Here is a 15917-nt window from a genome sequence, read left to right as displayed (position 1 = left end):
ACAGCGCCGGACAGTCGCAGGACAAAGGCGGTACGCAAGGGCGTCGAAGCTCCCCACGGTAGGCGCGGATCGCCACGCTGAGTGATGTGAACAGTCAAATCCGTATCTCCGCACCCCGGTTCGCCGCCCAACTGCCCGCCACGCCGCGCGGCGCCCGGCTGGCCCGGCGGCTCGTCGTCGGACAGCTCGACGCATGGGGGGTGGCCGCGGAGGGGGCGGCCGTGGTCGTGGCCGAGCTGGCCGCGAACGCCGTGACCCACGGGCGCGTCCCCGGCCGGGACTTCCGGATCGTGCTCGTCCTCGCCGGTGGCGTGCTGCGCATCGAGGTGGCCGACGCCCGCGCGGACCGGATCCCGGGGGCCCGCGACGCGGCCGGGGACGACGAGGGCGGGCGGGGGCTGCTGCTGGTGGCGGCGGTCGCCGACCGCTGGGGCGTGGACCGGGGGCTGCCGCCCGGCAAGACCGTGTGGGCGGAGCTGCGGGTGGACGGAGGGCCGGGAGGGCCGGGGGCGGGCCGGGTCGTGGGCGGCCGGGACGCGGTGGGGGGCGACGTCCCAGGCGTTCAAGGAACGGGGAAAAACCCACCCACCCCACCCCACCGGCCCCGCGTAACTCACACGGGTGAATTGCTCCAACTCGGCTGGATTCGCCGCGGGTTGCCGGGCGCATGCTCGGCCCGAAACGTCAGCGCATGAGACGGCCCCCGGCGGGACTGGCATCCCGGTCGAGGGCCTGACCATCCAGGAAGTCCGCGAGGCTTCCCGATTCCGCGAGGCCTCCCGATGGCTTTCCAGCACCCCAGCGCGCCCCCGCGCGCCGCGTCCCGGCTTACGGCCGGGACCCCCCGATCCGGTGTCGTCCACGTCAACGTGCGGCACGCCGACCACTACACCGTGGTCGGCAACCACCTCGCCCAGCACCGGGTGTTGTCCCTGGTCGCCCTAGGCCTCGCCCTCCACATCCAGTCGCTCCCGGCCGGCGCCGGGGTCGGCGTCAAGCGGCTCTGCGAGCGGTTCCCCGAGGGCGAGGTGCGGATCGCCGCCGGTCTGCGGGAGCCGGAGGCGCACGGGTACCTGGAGCGCAGCCGCGTACGACTGCCCTCCGGGCGGGTCGTCACCCGTACGGTGTCCTACAACCGGCCGCGCACCGTGCCCGCCGTGCCCGCCGTGCCCACGACGCCCTCGACCGCGCCCCCGGACCCTTCCCCGGCGGCGCCCGGCAGTGCTCCCGGCCCCGTCGGCCCCGGAGTCGCCGGGTGCCGTGGCCGTACCCGTACCCGTACCCGTACCCGTTCCCGTACCCGTACCCGTGGCCCCGGTACCCGCCGTCCCGGACGGGCCCGTGCGGCCGGGCCCGCCGGACGGCCGCCGGACCCCTTCCAGACCTGCGACGGCTGCGAGCGGGCCTTCCGCGCACCCGCGCCCGGCCGGTGCCGGGACGGTCCGGCCGGACCGGAGCGGAGCGCCGCCTGAGGGGTGGCCGGTGGCCGGGGTGCGTGTGGTGCGGTGCGTGTGGTGCGGGTGTGGCGCGCTTGCACCGCGGCTGTGGTCCGGCTGTGCTCCGGTCGTGAAGAAAGGGTCCGAGGGCTGTTCAGCGGGGGTTACCGGTGCGTAGATTACCGGCGGTAACTCCCTTTGGACCCTGACCCAGGAGAGCGCGCCGTGGAAGCCGAGCCCCGACCGGTGGAGCCCGTCAAGACCGTGATCGACGGCAGGGTGCGGGAGGTGCACGTCCCCGCCCTGGCGGCCGTGCCCCGCTCGGGCTCCCTGGGTGACATCCCCTTCGACAACGCCCGCGAGGCCCCCGGCGAGCCGGTGCTCGCCCGCAAGGACCGGGACGGGAGGTGGCACGACGTCACGGCCGCTCGGTTCGCGGCCGAGGTGCTCGCCGTCGCCAAGGGGCTCATCGCCGAGGGCCTGCGCGAGGGCGACCGGCTCGCCATCATGGCCCGGACCACCTACGAGTGGACCCTCCTCGACTTCGCCGGATGGGCCGCCGGGCTGGTCACCGTCCCCATCTACCCGACCTCCTCCGCCCTCCAGGCCCGTTGGATCATCCAGGACTCCGGCGCCGTCGCCTGCGCCGTCGAGGACACCGCCCAGGCCCGGATCATCAGCGCCGAACGCGCCAACCTGCCCGGCCTGGCGCACCTGTGGGAGTTCGACACCGGCGCCGTCGCCCGTCTGGTCAAGGCCGGGGAGCACCTGCCCGACGCCCTCGTGCACGCCCGGCGGGAAGCGCGCGGGCCGGACTCCGTCGCCACCCTCATCTACACCTCGGGCACCACCGGCCGCCCCAAGGGCTGCGTGATCACCCACGCCAACTTCTTCGCCGAGGCCGACAACGCGGTCGCCCTGCTGCACCCCGTCTTCAGATCCGCCACCACGGAACCCGCCTCCACCCTGCTCTTCCTGCCGCTCAGCCACGTCTTCGGGCGGATGGTCGCCATCGGCTGCATGCGGGCCCGCGTCCGGCTCGGCCACGCGCCCAGCCTCCGTACCGAGGACCTGCTCGCCGACCTCGCCGGCTTCCGCCCCACCTTCCTCCTCGCCATCCCCTACGTGCTGGAGAAGGTCTACAACACCGCCCGGGCCACCGCCGAGAAGATGGGCCGCGCCGCCTCCTTCGACCGGGCCGCCCGGATCGCGCGCCGCTACGGCGAGACCGCCGAGGGCCGCACCCCGAGCGTCCGGCTGCGCGCCGCCCGCGCCCTGTACGACCCGCTCGTCTACCGGCGCATCCGGGCCGCCCTCGGCGGGCGCGTCCTCTACGTCCTCAGCGGCGGCTCCCCGCTCGGCCGACGCCTGGCCGCCTTCTACACCGGCGCGGGCATCGAGGTCTTCGAGGGCTACGGACTGACGGAGACGACCGGCGCCAGCACCGTCACCCCGCCGACGCGTCCCCGCCTGGGCACGGTGGGCTGGCCGCTGCCGGGCACGGCCGTACGGATCGCCCACGACGGCGAGGTGCTGCTCGGCGGACGCCACGTCTTCGCCGGGTACTGGAACGCCCCGCACGCCGCGGCCCCGGGCGGCTGGCTGCCCACCGGCGACATCGGGGAGCTGGACGAGGACGGCTACCTCACCATCACCGGCCGCAAGAAGGACCTGATCATCACCTCCGGCGGCAAGAACGTGGCCCCCGCGCCGCTGGAGGACTGGCTGCGGGCCCACCCGCTGGTCGGGCAGTGCATGGTGGTCGGCGACGACCGGCCCTACATCGCCGCCCTGATCACCCTGGAGCCGGACGGGCTGCTGCACTGGCGCCAGATGCACAAGAAGACCGGCGTGCCCCTCGGCGAGCTGGTGCACGACGAGGCGCTGCGGGCCGACCTCCAACGGGCGGTCGACGAGGCGAACCGGCTGGTGTCGCGGGCCGAGTCGATCCGGCGCTTCGCCGTCCTGCCCGGGCAGTTCACCGAGGAGGGCGGCCAGCTGACCCCGTCCCTCAAGGTCCGCCGGGCCGCCGTCGCCCGCGAGTACGCCCGGCAGATCGACGCCTTGTACCGGGCGGGCCGCTGACGCCGGTCCGGAGGCCGTGCCCACGGCGGCTCCGCCGCGCGGACGCCCATGTGCCCTCGCGCGCAGTGCTGTTGAGCTTGGGACCCGCCGCCGGGACGACGCCGGGCGCCGAGCCGGCCGCTTCCTGGCACCAGGCCCCGGGACCTGGCGGTGGCCTTGGTTCGTCTTCGAGGCTTGGCCGCGGTGCCGGGCCGCGGCCTCGGCCTTGGTTTCCGGGCCCCGGCCCCGGCCCCGGCCCCCGGTCCCGAGTTCGGGTTCGGGTGGGCGCGGGTCACTCTTTCGGCTCACCGTGGGCGCGGTCGGTCGGGGCCGGGTGTCGGCGGCGCGCGGGCCTGCCGAGCCGTCGCGTGACCCCGGCGGGCGATCCCCGGCCGACGGGCGGGGCCGCGCGGGTGCGCCTACGGTGGGCGAACCGGCCGGGGGGCCACCCCCGAGGAGGGTGCAGTGCCCCGTCCCCGTCCCCGTCGCCGTCCCGCCGTCCCGCGCGAAACCCACACGCCTCCCGACGCGCCGGTCCCGGGCGGTCTCGATGCGCGGGGGCCCGCTCGGCCCGATGCGCCGGTGCCGGGTGGTCTCGGTGCGCGGGGGCCTGCTCGGCCTGATGCGCCGGTGCCGGGTGGTCTCGGTGCGCGGGGGCCCGCTCGGCCCGATGCGCCGGTCCCGGGCCGTCCCGACCCCCTGACGTTCGCCGGTCCCGAGCCCCTGACTCCTGCCGGTCCCGGTATCCGGACGGCCGCGGGTTCCGGCGCGCTGGGCTCCGCGGCTCCCGGCGCTTCGGCGTCGGCGTCGGCACGGCCCGGTGTCCGGGCGGGCGGCGGTTGGCGGGTGGGCGTCGCCGTCGGGTGCGCGCTGCTGGTGGCGGGCCTGGCTCCCGCGGCCGCGCCCGGGGCCGCCGGCGGGCCGGCACCGGCGGGCGTGGGGGCGGCCGCGGCGCGGGCCGCGGTGGACCGGGACGGTCCGGCGGGCCGGCTCCACGGGCAGCGGGTCCGCTGGGGCGCGTGCGCGCGCCGGGAGGTGCCCGCCGGGATGCGCTGCGGGACCGTCGAGGTGCCGCTCGACCACGCCGACCCGGCCAAGGGCACGATCCGGGTGGCGGTGGCCCGGATACCGGCCACCGACCCCGCCCGCCGCATCGGCTCGCTGCTGCTGAACTTCGGCGGCCCAGGCGCCCAGGGCGTGGCCGGACTCGCTGCCGACGCCCGGGACTTCGCCGAACTCGGCGAGCGCTACGACCTCGTCTCCTTCGACCCCCGCGGGGTCGGCCACAGCGCCCCCGTCTCCTGCGCGGGCTCCCAGGACACCGCCGGCGAGGCGGACGACGCCGCCGCTCAGCTCGCCGCGCTGCGCGCGGTGGTCCGGCGCTGCGAACTGGCCTCCGGTCCGGTCCTCCCGTACGTCGGCACCGTGCACGTCGCCCGCGACATGGACCTCCTGCGCCGCGCGCTCGGCGACGCGAAGCTCCACTACCTCGGCTTCTCCTACGGCACCCGGCTCGGCGCCGCGTACGCCGCCCTCTTCCCCCGCACCACCGGCCGCATGGTCCTGGACGGCGTGGACACCCTCGGCGAGCCGCTGAGCGAACAGGCCCTGGTCACGGCGCGCGGCCAGCAGCGCGCCCTGGACCACTTCCTGACCTGGTGCACGCACCGGCCGGGCTGCGTGTACGGGACCAACGCCCGAACGGCCGGGGAGCGGGTCGACGCGCTGATCGCGCGGCTCGACCGCGAACCGCTGGTCGGCGGCGACGGCTCGTACGTGACCGGCCAGGACGCGGTCGCCTCGATCGGCAGCGCCCTGTACGCGCGCGGCTCCTGGCCCGCGCTCGCCGACGCGCTCGCCCTGGCCGAGCGCCGCTCCGACCCCGTCGGGCTGCTCCAGCTCGGCGGCCCGACGGACCCCGCCGAGGACGGCGACCCGGACGCGGGGGAGCCCGCGCCCGGCACCGGACCCGGCTCGGTGCCCGCCGACAACGCCGCCGCCGCGCTCGCCGCCGTGAACTGCGCCGACGACCCCGACCGATCGGCCGCCGGGGCCTCGCCGGCGGCCGTCCAGCGGGAACTGGCCGAGCTGAGGCCCGCGTTCCTCCAGGCCTCCAAGGTCTTCGGGCCGCGCCAGCTGCGCACCGTGCTGTCCTGCTACGGCCGCCCGCCCGGCACCGACTTCCTCCGCAGGATCGACCACCCGGGAGCCCCGCGGATGCTCCTGGTCGGCACCCGCGGCGACCCGGCCACCCCGTACGAGTGGACGGAGGAGACGGCGCGCCGGCTCGGCTCGGCGGTGGTCCTGGACCACAAGGGCGACGGCCACACCGGCTACGACGCCTCGGCCTGCGTGCGCGCGTACGCGCACCGCTTCCTCGTCGACGGCCGGCTGCCGAACGGGACGCGGTCCTGCCCCGCCGGAGAATGACCCGGCGGGCCTGCGAAGGAGACGGCCCGGCAACCGCGCGGCTCACCCTTCCTGGCCGGGCCACCCACCCGGTCCTCCCCACGCCGGTACGGGCCGGCCGTCGCCTCGACCACCCCGGCGGGGCTACGGGCGGCGGTTCTCCGTGACCAGCGCGCGGAAGGCGTCCGGGGTGATCGACTCGATGCCCCGGCCCGAATTGACCGTGATCCTGCGGCCGTCGACGAACACCGACGGGGTGCCGTTGACGTTCTCGTCGTAGAAGGCCTGCCCGACCTTCTCCACCCAGGGCATGTACGTGAGTTCCTTGACGGCGCGGTTGAAGGCGGGCGTCCGCAGTCCCGGCACCCCGTCGGCGAGTTCGAGGAGGGTGGCGGTGGCCCCGAAGCGGTCCTCCGTCTCCTGCGCGGGATGGTTCGCGAAGAGCACCCGGAGGTACTCCACGAACTTCTCGGGCCCCTCGTTCACCGCGGCGCCCAGGGCGTTGAGGGCCCGCCGGGAGCCCTGGCCGCCGCCCAGCGACGTGTCGAGGAAGGTCGCGAAGCGGTACTCGACCCGGTACTCGCCCGCGTCCGCCTGCTCCTTGACGGTCGCTCCCAGGCCCTGCTCGAAACCCGCGCAGAACGGGCAGCGGGCGTCGACCCAGACGGTCAGCGTGTGCCGCGCGTCCGCCCTGCCGTACGGGATCACGATGCCGTCCCGGCCGGTGGTGTGGGCGGGTTGGACGAATGGCCCGCCCGCCGGCCCGTCCGGCGAAGACCCGCCCGGCCCGGACGAGGCGGCCGCATGGACGCCGATCCCGGCCGCGAACGCGAGCACCGCGGCCACGGCGCCGCCGAGCAGCAGGCGGCCCCGCGAACCCGCCCGCCGGGCCCGGGCCTCCCGCCGCGCGCGGAGCCGTTCGCGGGCCGCGCGGCGCCGGTCCTTCGTGCTGCTCGTCGCCATGGAACCAGCGTAAAGAGGGGACAGGGCGAAAAGCGGGGGCCATTGGGGCATTCCGGTCAGGGTCTTAGGTCCCCGGCCGCGCGGCGCGGGGTGAGCCGGGCGAAGCCGAGACGAATGGTGCGTCACATCTGCCGGGGGGACGGCGAGTCTCCTGCGAATACCTGATAGACAGGGGATATTCACGGCCCGCACGGCCGTGCTCCTTTGACGGCTCCTGGGGGGATCGCCGCACTGTGAAGCCGCTTCACCGCCACCTCGTCAACACCTCGCGCAAGGTCCTGTGCACGGCCGCTCTCGCGGCCAGCCTGACGACGGCCGCCGTCGTGACCAATCCGTCGACCGCCGACGCGGGGGAGTCCGAGCCCACTCCGGACAGCCCGCAGGCCGCCGACCGCGGAGACGCGCGGCTGGACCTGCCCGACATCGTCGCCAACCCGCAGGTGCCACCGGGCGCCACCGCCCCGGCCGGGTCGGACGGGATACCCCAGACCGCCCTCGACGCCTACCGGCGCGGCGCGCTGTCGGTGGCCGCCGCCCTCCCCAACTGCAAGCTGCCCTGGCAGCTGCTGGCGGGCATCGGCCGGGTCGAGTCGGTCCACGCCTCCGGATACGGGCTCAAGACCGACGGCTCCACCGAGAAGCCCATCCGCGGCCCGCGCCTCGACGGCAACGGCTTCGCCGAGATCCGCGACACGGACAAGGGCGAGTGGGACGCGGACACCGCGTACGACCGGGCGGTCGGCCCGATGCAGTTCATCCCCTCCACCTGGCGGACCTGGGGCGCCGACGGCAACGGCGACGGCAACCGCGACCCCAACAACATCTACGACGCCGCCCTCGGGGCCGGCCTCTACCTGTGCGCGGGCGACCGGGACCTCTCCGATCCCGCCAGGCTCGACCAGGCGATCCTCAGCTACAACAACTCGCGCGAGTACGTGAACGCGGTGCTCGGCTTCATGCGCCAGTACCAGAACGGCGTCGGCGAGGTCGCCAATCCGCCCGCCGGCAGCTACCCGCCCGCGCCCCCCGGCACCCTGCCCACCCCGCGCCCGCCGGTCACCCCGCCCGCGCCCGTCACCCCGCCGGGCCCGGTCACGCCGACCACCCCGGCCAAGCCGACCCCGCCGCCGGTGACGCCGGAGAAGCCCACCCCGCCCGCCGCGCCCCACCTCACCGAGCTGAACGTGCTCGGCGGGACCGGGCTCACCGCCGAGGCCGGGACCGCCTTCACCGCGGTGCCCAAGGTCAAGCTGGTCCTCAGCGACGGCAAGCCGGCCGCGGGCCGGGACGTCGTCTTCACGGTCGAGTCGGACACCACCGGCGGCACCGCCTTCCCGAAGACCCCCGAATCCCTGGTGGCCAAGACGGACGCCGAGGGCGTCGCGACCGCCCCCGGCCTGAAGGCGGGCCCCAAGCCCGGCACCTTCACGCTGCGGATCTCGGCCTACGACAAGGTCGGGGGCCTCACCGCGCGGCTCGACGGCTCGGTCACGGCCAAGCCCGTCGCGGACAGGCTGGCCCGTCCGGCGGGCGCCGACCCGCTGACTGCCGCGGCCGGCAAGAGCATCACGGGCGTCACGGTCCTCGCCACGGCGGAGGGCAAGCCGCTCGCGGTGACCGGGGTCCTCGCCGAGCTGGTGGAGAAGAAGGACGGCGCGTGGGTCCCGGTGGACCCGAAGACCGCGAAGAGCCCGTACTTCAAGGGTGCCGAGGGCGAGAAGGCGACCAGCCTGGAGCTCCCGGAGAGCGCGGCCGACGGCCGGCTCGTCCTGCCGGAGCTGTTCACGGCCGCGGACACCGCCCCGGGCACCCACCACCTGCGCCTGACCACCCCGGACGGCGTCACCCTGGTCCTCGACGTGGAGGTCACCGCCCCGGTGACCACCCCGCCGACGACCGCGCCGACCACCCCGCCGACCACCGCGCCGACCACCCCGGCCAAGGCCGGCTGAACCCGCCCGGACCCCGCAACGCCGGTGGCCCCGGACCCCGCACGCGCGGGGTCCGGGGCCACCGGCGTTCGGGCCCCTCCCCTTCCCGGGAGGGGAAAGGCAGGAGCCCCGCCGCTCTGCTCGCACAGAGGGGACGGGGCTCCTTGGGTACTGCGTTTCCAACCGCGATGTGGTTGGCCCTGGCGACTAGGCCGGGGTGACGTTCTCCGCCTGCGGGCCCTTCGGACCCTGGGTGACGTCGAAGTTCACCAGCTGGTTCTCCTCAAGGGAGCGGAAGCCAGCGGCGTTGATCGCGGAGTAGTGGACGAAGACATCCGGGCCGCCGCCGTCCTGGGCGATGAAGCCGAAGCCCTTTTCAGCGTTGAACCACTTGACGGTTCCGGTAGCCATGAGCCCTCCTATGGGCCAAAGGGTCGCCCTGCTCCAGAACCTGCTAAGAAGTCTGAAAACTACAAAAGCCCGCGGGTCACATTCTCCGCAGGCCTCGTACTGCAAGGGAAACCAAACTGCAACTTGCGACGAGCCTAGCACGCGTCCTCGGGCCAGGACCAGAGGGAAAGATCACGTCACCCGGACGTTTGAGACCCGCCCGAACGCTGACGTGACACGGGGGGCTAGTCTCGCGATGTGGACGTCTATCGCAGCCGGCCCCGCGTCGGCCACATCCAGTTCCTGAACTGCCTGCCGCTCTACTGGGGGCTGGCCAGAACCGGCACGCTGCTGGACCTGGAGCTGACCAAGGACACTCCCGAGAAGCTCAGCCAGCGCCTCGTCGAGGGCGAGCTCGACATCGCCCCGATCACCCTCGTCGAATTCCTCCGCAACGCCGACCGGCTCGTCGCCTTCCCCGACCTCGCGGTCGGCTGCGACGGCCCCGTGATGTCCTGCGTGATCGTCTCGCAGGTCCCGCTGGAGCAGCTCGACGGCGCCCGCGTCGCGCTCGGTTCGACCTCCCGCACCTCCGTGCGCCTCGCCCAGCTGCTGCTTTCCGAGCAGTACGGGGTCCGGCCCGACTACTACACCTGCCCGCCCGACCTGGGGGTGATGATGCAGGAGGCCGACGCGGCGGTGCTGATCGGCGACGCCGCGCTGCGCGCCTCGCTGCACGACGCCCCGCGGCTCGGCCTCACCGTGCACGACCTGGGGCTGATGTGGAAGGAGTGGACCGGACTGCCGTTCGTCTTCGCCGTCTGGGCCGCCCGCAAGGACTACCTGGCCCGTGAGCCGGTCGTCGTACGGAAGGTCCACGAGGCCTTCCTCGCCTCCCGGGACGTGTCCCTGGAAGAGGTCTCCAAGGTGGCGGAACAGGCCGCCCGCTGGGAGGCCTTCGACGCCGAGCTGCTGGAGCGCTACTTCACCACGCTCGACTTCCGCTTCGGCCCCGACCAGTTGGCCGGAGTACGGGAATTCGCCCGGCGCACCGGCCCCACGACCGGCTACCCGGCGGATGTCGCCGTGGAACTCCTGGACCCCGTACCGGACGGGCTTACGGACGCCGTCCCGAGCTAGTTCCGGGAGCCCGTCCGGGTGAATCCGGGGTGTGCCGGGAATTCCCGTCCTTTTCGCGATCCGGCCCCTGCCGGGTGAATGCGAAAAGGAATCCCGCCCCGCGATCCCGCCGGTGAAGACCAGCAGGAGCGCAAGGGACGGACCCCCGCTCCCCGTCGCCCTGCACCCCCCAAGGTGCCGGGGTCCGGGCCCCACCCGTGGTCCGGCCCGGAGCTCGGGGGAGGGGGCGGGGGACGCGACGCAGCCGCTCGAAGCCGGCGAACCGCGGACCATCGGCGCGTACCGGCTGCTCGGCCGGCTCCGCGGACGAGCGGTTCACCCTCGACGACGGCGGAACCCTGCACTACAGGTCGGGTGACGCGCCGGCCGGAAACCCGGAGGGAGACCCCACCCGAAGCCCCTGACGGCCGCCGGGGGGCGCTGGCGTACGCTGGATCGGTCCGGACCTTGACACACCGCCGAAAGGTGACGCACCGGTGACCGACCAGGCCGCTCTCCAGTCTGTCCTCGACCGCGCAGCCGCGGGGGGCCGGATCACCAGGGAAGAGGCGCTCGACCTCTACCGCGACGCTCCGCTGCACGCCCTGGGCCAGGCCGCCGACGCCGTGCGCCGGCGCCGCTACGCGGGTACCGAGCACATCGCGACGTACATCATCGAGCGCAACATCAACTACACCAACGTCTGTGTCACGGCGTGCAAGTTCTGCGCCTTCTACGCGGCCCCCAAGGACGCGAAGAAGGGCTGGTCCCGCGACCTCGACGACATCCTGCGCCGCTGCGCGGAGACCGTCGAGCTCGGCGGCACGCAGATCATGTTCCAGGGCGGCCACCACCCGGACTACGGCGTCGAGTACTACGAGCACCACTTCTCCGCCATCAAGAAGGACTTCCCGCAGCTGGTCATCCACTCCCTCGGCGCGTCCGAGGTCGAGCACATGGCCAGGATCTCGGGGGTCTCCGCCGAAGAGGCCATCCGCCGCATCCACGCGGCCGGCCTCGACTCCTTCGCGGGCGCCGGAGCCGAGCTGCTGCCCGCGCGGCCGCGCAAGGCCATCGCCCCGCTCAAGGAGTCGGGCGAACGCTGGCTGGAGATCATGGAGATCGCCCACCGGCTGGGCGTGGAGTCCACCTCCACCATGCTGATGGGCACCGGCGAGACCAACGCCGAGCGCATCGAGCACATCGCGATGATCCGGGACACCCAGGACCGCACGGGCGGCTTCCGCGCCTTCATCCCGTACACCTACCAGCCCGAGAACAACCACCTCAAGGGCCGGACCCAGGCGACGATCTTCGAGTACCTGCGCATGATCGCCATCGCGCGGCTCTTCCTCGACAACATCGCCCACATCCAGGGCTCCTGGCTCACCGTCGGCAAGGAGGCGGGCCAGCTCTCCCTGCACTACGGCGCGGACGACCTGGGCTCGATCATGCTGGAGGAGAACGTGGTCTCCTCGGCCGGTGCCAAGCACCGCTCCAACCGCCAGGAGATCATCGACCTGATCCGCAAGGCGGGCCGCACCCCGGCGCAGCGCGCGACCACCTACGAGCACCTCCTGGTCCACGACGACCCGGCGAACGACCCGGCCGACGACCGCGTGGTCTCGCACATCTCCTCCACCGCCCTCGAAGGCGGCACCGCCCACCCCGAGCTGAAGCTCATCGCGACGAACTGACCGCGCCGTGCTGACGCTCCACACCGCAGGACACCTCGTCGCCGGGGCGGGCTCCGAGCCCGTGCCGGACGGCGCGGTGCTCGTCGAAGGGGACCGGATCGCCCGCGTGGGGCCGTACGGGGACCTCGCCGCGAGCCACCCGCACGCCCGGGTCCGGCGCTGGCCCGGGGTCCTCACCCCGGGGCTGCTGGTGCGCGGCGCCGACGGGCTGCTGGAGCGGACCTACTACCCCGACGACCCGTACGAGACCGCCGAACTCGGCACCGGGCCGATCACCGGGGAGGCGGCCCTGGCCGCCCTCGGGATGACCGAGGCGCGGTGGGGCCACAGCGCCCGGCGCGGTACGCAGAAGCTGCTCGCCCGCGGGGTGACGGCACTGACCGGCCGCTTCACGATCCCGGCGGTGCGCACGGCCGTGGTCCGCTCGGGGCTCGTGGTCCTGGCACCGGCGGGCCCGGCCGACGGCGCGGGCGCCTCCCTGGACCCGTTCGCGGGGCGGGAGGAGGCCGGGCAGGCCTTCCACGGGGTCCTGGAGCCGGGCGCACCGGCCCGGTTCGCGGTCTTCGCGGTCACGGACCCGGGGGCGCTGCTGGCGGAGGGGGCGACCACGTGCGTGGCCACGGTCATCGGGGGACGGCTGCTGCACCGCCGGCGCTGAGCGGCGGCCCGGACGGTCCGCCGGGGGCCGCGCCGCGCAGCTCCTCGCGGGCGAGCGCGGACAGCAGGCAGGCCTGGAGGCGGCTGATCCCGCCCAGCTTGGCCCGTATGTTCACCACGTGGAACTTGACCGTGCTGACGGACAGCCGCAGCTCGTCGGCGAGCTCGGCGTTGGACGCGCCGGTGGCCAGGCACAGGAACACCGCGGACTCCTGCTCGGTGAGCTGGGCCGCCGGCGCGGCGGCCGGCTCCGCCCCGGACGCCTCCGGCCGTCGCTGCGGTCCGTACGAGGGGAACCAGGCGGGGACGCTGTAGCTGACGACACGCACGGTTTCCACCCCTGGCCCCGGCCGGCCCATCCGATGGCCGGTCCTCCGACCTAAGGGACGCGCGGGCCGGACAGATAAGTTCCGTCCGCGGCGTACGGCCACGCGTTGGCGGTGCAGCCGAGCAGCCCCCTGATCTGCTGCATCATCGCCGGAGCGGGCCGGCCGGGGCCGGGGCAGCCCTCGTGGTCGCGGCCGATCTCGTGCCCGACCTCGTGGTTGACGATCAGCGCCCGGTACTCCTCCACCGGCCCGGCGAACTGCGGCGATCCCTCCTGCCAGCGCTTGAGGTTGACCACGACGGTGTGACCGGCCCGGCAGTTGGTCTCGCCGACGAGCTCCGGGGTCACCACCTCGCACAGCCGGTCGGTGGTCGTCGGCGTCGCGATCCTGACCGTGAAGTCCACCGGCTGGCCGGCGCCGACCAGCCGGAAGCCGTACGCGGGGTCGCGGGTCCAGCCGCGCGGATCGCCGAGGACCTTCTCGACGGCGCGCGCGGCGGTGTCCGGGTCGACCCCGCTGTTCTCCTCGACCTCGATCCGCCAACGCAGCGCGGTGCCCTTGCCCTGGGGCTGCCCGGCGGCGCCGGAGGGCTTGAAGGTGCCCGGCCCGGAGGCCGGGACCGGCACGGACGGGCCGGGCGCCGGTCCGCCGGCCGCCGGGGCCGACGGGGCGGGGGACTTCGGCGGGGGCGCGGCGGAGGAGTCCTCGGGCAGGGGGGAGGGCCCGGCGCCCTGCGCGGCCGCCGGGCCGGAGCCGTCCGCGGAGCCCCGGCCGCCGGCCGGCTCCGGCGGTCCGGACGCGGCCGGGCGGCCCGCCGCCTTCCGGGGGTCGTCGTCCCCGGGCAGCGCGGCGTACGCGGCGGCCGAGACGGCGAGGACCGCCGCCGTGCCGAGGAGCGTGCGCCGCAGCCGCCTGCGCCGTTCCGCCCGGCGCAGGGCGCGCGGACTGCGGGGGGAGCGACCGGTGGAACGGCCTGCCGGCATGTGGAGCCCTCTGTTCGCGGTTCGCGGCGGCCGCTGCCGGAGCAGGCCCTTCGGGGGCCCCGGTCCGGAGGCAGACCCGCACCGGGCCGCACCGCGCCAGTCAACGCGGACCGGGGGCGCCGGCGTAACTGTCCTTCGGGCCAGTTGTGTGGTTGGGACACGGTCCGGGCGGGTATACCGGGGTACCGCTGCGGCCTCCCCGGCCGGCGGGCCGGTGCCGCGGAGCCGGCGCCGCCGGGAGCGGCGCGGCCTGAGAGGATGGGCGGGTACCCGCCGATCCGCATCGCACACCGAGGGGCGAACGCCAGTGACAAGGGCTTCCCTGGACAAGCAGCCGCACGAAGTCGCCTCCATGTTCGACGGGGTCGCGGCCAACTACGACCTCACCAACGACGTGCTCTCCCTCGGCCAGTCCCGGCTCTGGCGCAAGGAGGTCGCCAAGGCCGTCGCGGCCCGCCCCGGCCAGAAGGTCCTCGACCTCGCGGCCGGCACCGCGACCTCCTCGCTGCCCTTCGCCGCGACCGGCGCCTACGTCGTCCCCTGCGACTTCTCCCTCGGCATGCTCCGCGAGGGCAAGAAGCGCAACCCGTGGCTGCCGCTGACCGCCGGCGACGCGACGAGGCTGCCGTTCAAGGACGACACGTTCGACACCGTCACCATCTCCTTCGGCCTGCGCAACGTCCAGGACACCGACGCCGCGCTGCGCGAGCTCCACCGGGTGACCAAGCCCGGCGGCCAGGTCGTCATCTGCGAGTTCTCGCAGCCCACCTGGGCACCCCTGCGCACCGTCTACACCGAGTACCTGATGCGCGCCCTGCCCCCGGTGGCCCGCGCCGTGTCCTCCAACCCGGACGCGTACGTGTACCTCGCCGAGTCCATCCGCGCCTGGCCCGACCAGCCGCAGCTCGCCGCCCTGCTCCAGAAGGCCGGCTGGGCGAAGGTCGCCTGGCGCAACCTGAGCGGCGGCATCGTCACGCTGCACCGCGGCACCAAGGCCTGACCCTCCGTGGACGCCGCGGCCTTCGACTACCCGGCGCTGCTGGAACGCGTCGCGCGGGACGTCGCGCCGCTGACCGGCAGCGGGACGCCCGCGGAGTACATACCGGCGCTCGCGTCGGTGGACCCGCGGCAGTTCGGGATGGCCGTCGCCGACCTCGACGGCAACGTCTTCGGGGTGGGCGACTGGCAGGTGCCCTTCTCCACCCAGTCGATCACCAAGGTCTTCACCCTGGCCCTCGCCCTCGCCCAGGGCGGCGACAGCCTCTGGGAGCGGGTGGGCCGGGAGCCGTCCGGCAACCCGTTCAACTCCCTCGTGCAGCTGGAGTACGAGAACGGCGTCCCGCGCAACCCGTTCATCAACGCGGGCGCCCTCGTCGTCACCGACCGGCTCCAGACCCTGACCGGCGACGCGAGCAGCGAACTGCTGGACTTCCTGCGCCAGGAGAGCGGCAACCCCGACCTCGGCTTCGACGCCGAAGTGGCCGCCTCCGAACAGGAGAACGGCCACCGCAACGCCGCCGTCGCCCACTTCATGGCCTCGTACGGCAACATCGACAACCCGGTGCCGGCCCTGCTGGAGCACTACTTCTGGCAGTGCTCGATCGAGATGAGCTGCGCCGACCTCGCCCGCGCGGGCCGCTTCCTGGCCCGGCACGGGCTGCGCGCGGACGGTTCGCGGCTGCTGACGCGCAGCGAGGCCAAGCAGATCAACGCGGTGATGCTGACCTGCGGGACCTACGACGCGGCGGGCGAGTTCGCCTACCGCGTCGGGCTCCCCGGCAAGAGCGGGGTCGGCGGCGGCATCGTCGCGGTCGTCCCCGGCCAGTGCACCCTCGCCGTGTGGAGCCCCGGACTGGACGCGCAGGGCAACTCGGTCGCGGGCGTGGCGGCCCTGGACCGTTTCACGACGCTGACCGGGCTGTCGGTCTTCTAGGGCGCC

14 protein-coding genes are annotated in these 15917 nt (G+C 74.6%); 10 read left to right on the top strand and 4 right to left on the bottom strand.

Going from position 1 to position 15917, the window contains the following annotated elements; translation table 11 throughout:
* Positions 1-86 precede the first annotated feature (86 nt).
* From CP968_RS14535 to CP968_RS14520, 4 genes are all read left to right on the top strand, one after another.
* Positions 87-695, top strand: a complete 609-nt coding sequence (locus CP968_RS14535; protein WP_229886021.1) for an ATP-binding protein — start codon at positions 87-89, stop codon at positions 693-695.
* 87 nt (positions 696-782) lie between these two features.
* Positions 783-1472: a helix-turn-helix domain-containing protein gene (locus CP968_RS14530; RefSeq protein WP_150518412.1), complete on the top strand. Its 690-nt coding sequence runs from the start codon at positions 783-785 to the stop codon at positions 1470-1472.
* Between the two features lie 189 nt (positions 1473-1661).
* Entirely contained in the window at positions 1662-3521 is a 1860-nt protein-coding gene (locus CP968_RS14525; RefSeq protein ID WP_229886019.1) for an AMP-dependent synthetase/ligase, read from the top strand.
* An 825-nt stretch (positions 3522-4346) separates the two neighbouring features.
* Complete coding sequence (locus CP968_RS14520) at positions 4347-5930, top strand: alpha/beta hydrolase (protein WP_150518410.1); 1584 nt, start codon at positions 4347-4349, stop codon at positions 5928-5930.
* A 123-nt stretch (positions 5931-6053) separates the two neighbouring features.
* Here CP968_RS14520 and CP968_RS14515 read toward each other — a convergent pair whose 3' ends face one another.
* Positions 6054-6872, bottom strand: a complete 819-nt coding sequence (locus tag CP968_RS14515) for a thioredoxin domain-containing protein (protein ID WP_150518409.1) — start codon at positions 6870-6872, stop codon at positions 6054-6056.
* A 233-nt stretch (positions 6873-7105) separates the two neighbouring features.
* On the opposite strand from CP968_RS14515, the gene CP968_RS14510 reads away from it, so the two are divergent.
* Positions 7106-8824, top strand: a complete 1719-nt coding sequence (locus CP968_RS14510) for a lytic murein transglycosylase (protein WP_229886017.1) — start codon at positions 7106-7108, stop codon at positions 8822-8824.
* Between the two features lie 186 nt (positions 8825-9010).
* Here the strand turns inward: CP968_RS14510 and CP968_RS14505 are convergent, their stop codons facing one another.
* Entirely contained in the window at positions 9011-9214 is a 204-nt protein-coding gene (locus tag CP968_RS14505; protein ID WP_112451444.1) for a cold-shock protein, read from the bottom strand.
* Between the two features lie 237 nt (positions 9215-9451).
* On the opposite strand from CP968_RS14505, the gene CP968_RS14500 reads away from it, so the two are divergent.
* The 3 genes from CP968_RS14500 (at position 9452) to CP968_RS14490 (ending at position 12667) form a co-directional block, all read left to right on the top strand.
* A complete protein-coding gene (locus CP968_RS14500) occupies positions 9452-10333 on the top strand; it encodes a menaquinone biosynthetic enzyme MqnA/MqnD family protein (RefSeq protein WP_150518407.1) in 882 nt (293 codons plus the stop codon).
* Positions 10334-10809: 476 nt separating this feature from the next.
* Complete coding sequence (gene mqnC / locus CP968_RS14495; protein ID WP_150518406.1) at positions 10810-12009, top strand: cyclic dehypoxanthinyl futalosine synthase; 1200 nt, start codon at positions 10810-10812, stop codon at positions 12007-12009.
* 7 nt (positions 12010-12016) lie between these two features.
* Positions 12017-12667 carry an imidazolonepropionase-like domain-containing protein gene (locus CP968_RS14490; RefSeq protein WP_150518405.1) on the top strand — a complete coding sequence of 217 codons (651 nt, stop codon included), beginning with the start codon at positions 12017-12019 and terminating at the stop codon, positions 12665-12667.
* On the opposite strand, the gene CP968_RS14485 is transcribed toward CP968_RS14490, so the two are convergent.
* Together CP968_RS14485 and CP968_RS14480 are read right to left on the bottom strand one after the other, a co-directional pair.
* Positions 12633-12995, bottom strand: a complete 363-nt coding sequence (locus CP968_RS14485) for a response regulator transcription factor (RefSeq protein WP_167536804.1) — start codon at positions 12993-12995, stop codon at positions 12633-12635. The genes CP968_RS14490 and CP968_RS14485 overlap by 35 nt on opposite strands.
* A gap of 50 nt (positions 12996-13045) precedes the next feature.
* Positions 13046-13978, bottom strand: a complete 933-nt coding sequence (locus CP968_RS14480) for a DUF3152 domain-containing protein (RefSeq protein ID WP_150518403.1) — start codon at positions 13976-13978, stop codon at positions 13046-13048.
* 307 nt (positions 13979-14285) lie between these two features.
* On the opposite strand from CP968_RS14480, the gene CP968_RS14475 reads away from it, so the two are divergent.
* Both CP968_RS14475 and CP968_RS14470 read left to right on the top strand, forming a co-directional pair.
* On the top strand, positions 14286-14978 hold the full coding sequence (locus CP968_RS14475; RefSeq protein WP_150518402.1) for a demethylmenaquinone methyltransferase: 693 nt from the start codon (positions 14286-14288) through the stop codon (positions 14976-14978).
* A gap of 6 nt (positions 14979-14984) precedes the next feature.
* Positions 14985-15911, top strand: coding sequence for a glutaminase (locus CP968_RS14470; RefSeq protein ID WP_150518401.1), 927 nt, complete (start codon positions 14985-14987; stop codon positions 15909-15911).
* Positions 15912-15917 lie beyond the last annotated feature (6 nt).

It is taken from the genome of Streptomyces subrutilus, assembly GCF_008704535.1.
In the GTDB taxonomy this organism is placed as follows: domain Bacteria; phylum Actinomycetota; class Actinomycetes; order Streptomycetales; family Streptomycetaceae; genus Streptomyces; species Streptomyces subrutilus.
The sequence above is the reverse complement of the archived record's forward strand: the minus strand, read 5'-3'. Positions and strand labels throughout refer to the sequence as shown.

Excerpts from the sequence above, each read along its gene's own strand:
- CP968_RS14530 (WP_150518412.1), top strand. The coding sequence starts at position 783 with ATGGCTTTCCAGCACCCCAGCGCGCCCCCGCGCGCCGCGTCCCGGCTT.
- CP968_RS14515 (WP_150518409.1), bottom strand. The coding sequence starts at position 6,872 with ATGGCGACGAGCAGCACGAAGGACCGGCGCCGCGCGGCCCGCGAACGG.
- CP968_RS14505 (WP_112451444.1), bottom strand. The coding sequence starts at position 9,214 with ATGGCTACCGGAACCGTCAAGTGGTTCAACGCTGAAAAGGGCTTCGGC.
- CP968_RS14480 (WP_150518403.1), bottom strand. The coding sequence starts at position 13,978 with ATGCCGGCAGGCCGTTCCACCGGTCGCTCCCCCCGCAGTCCGCGCGCC.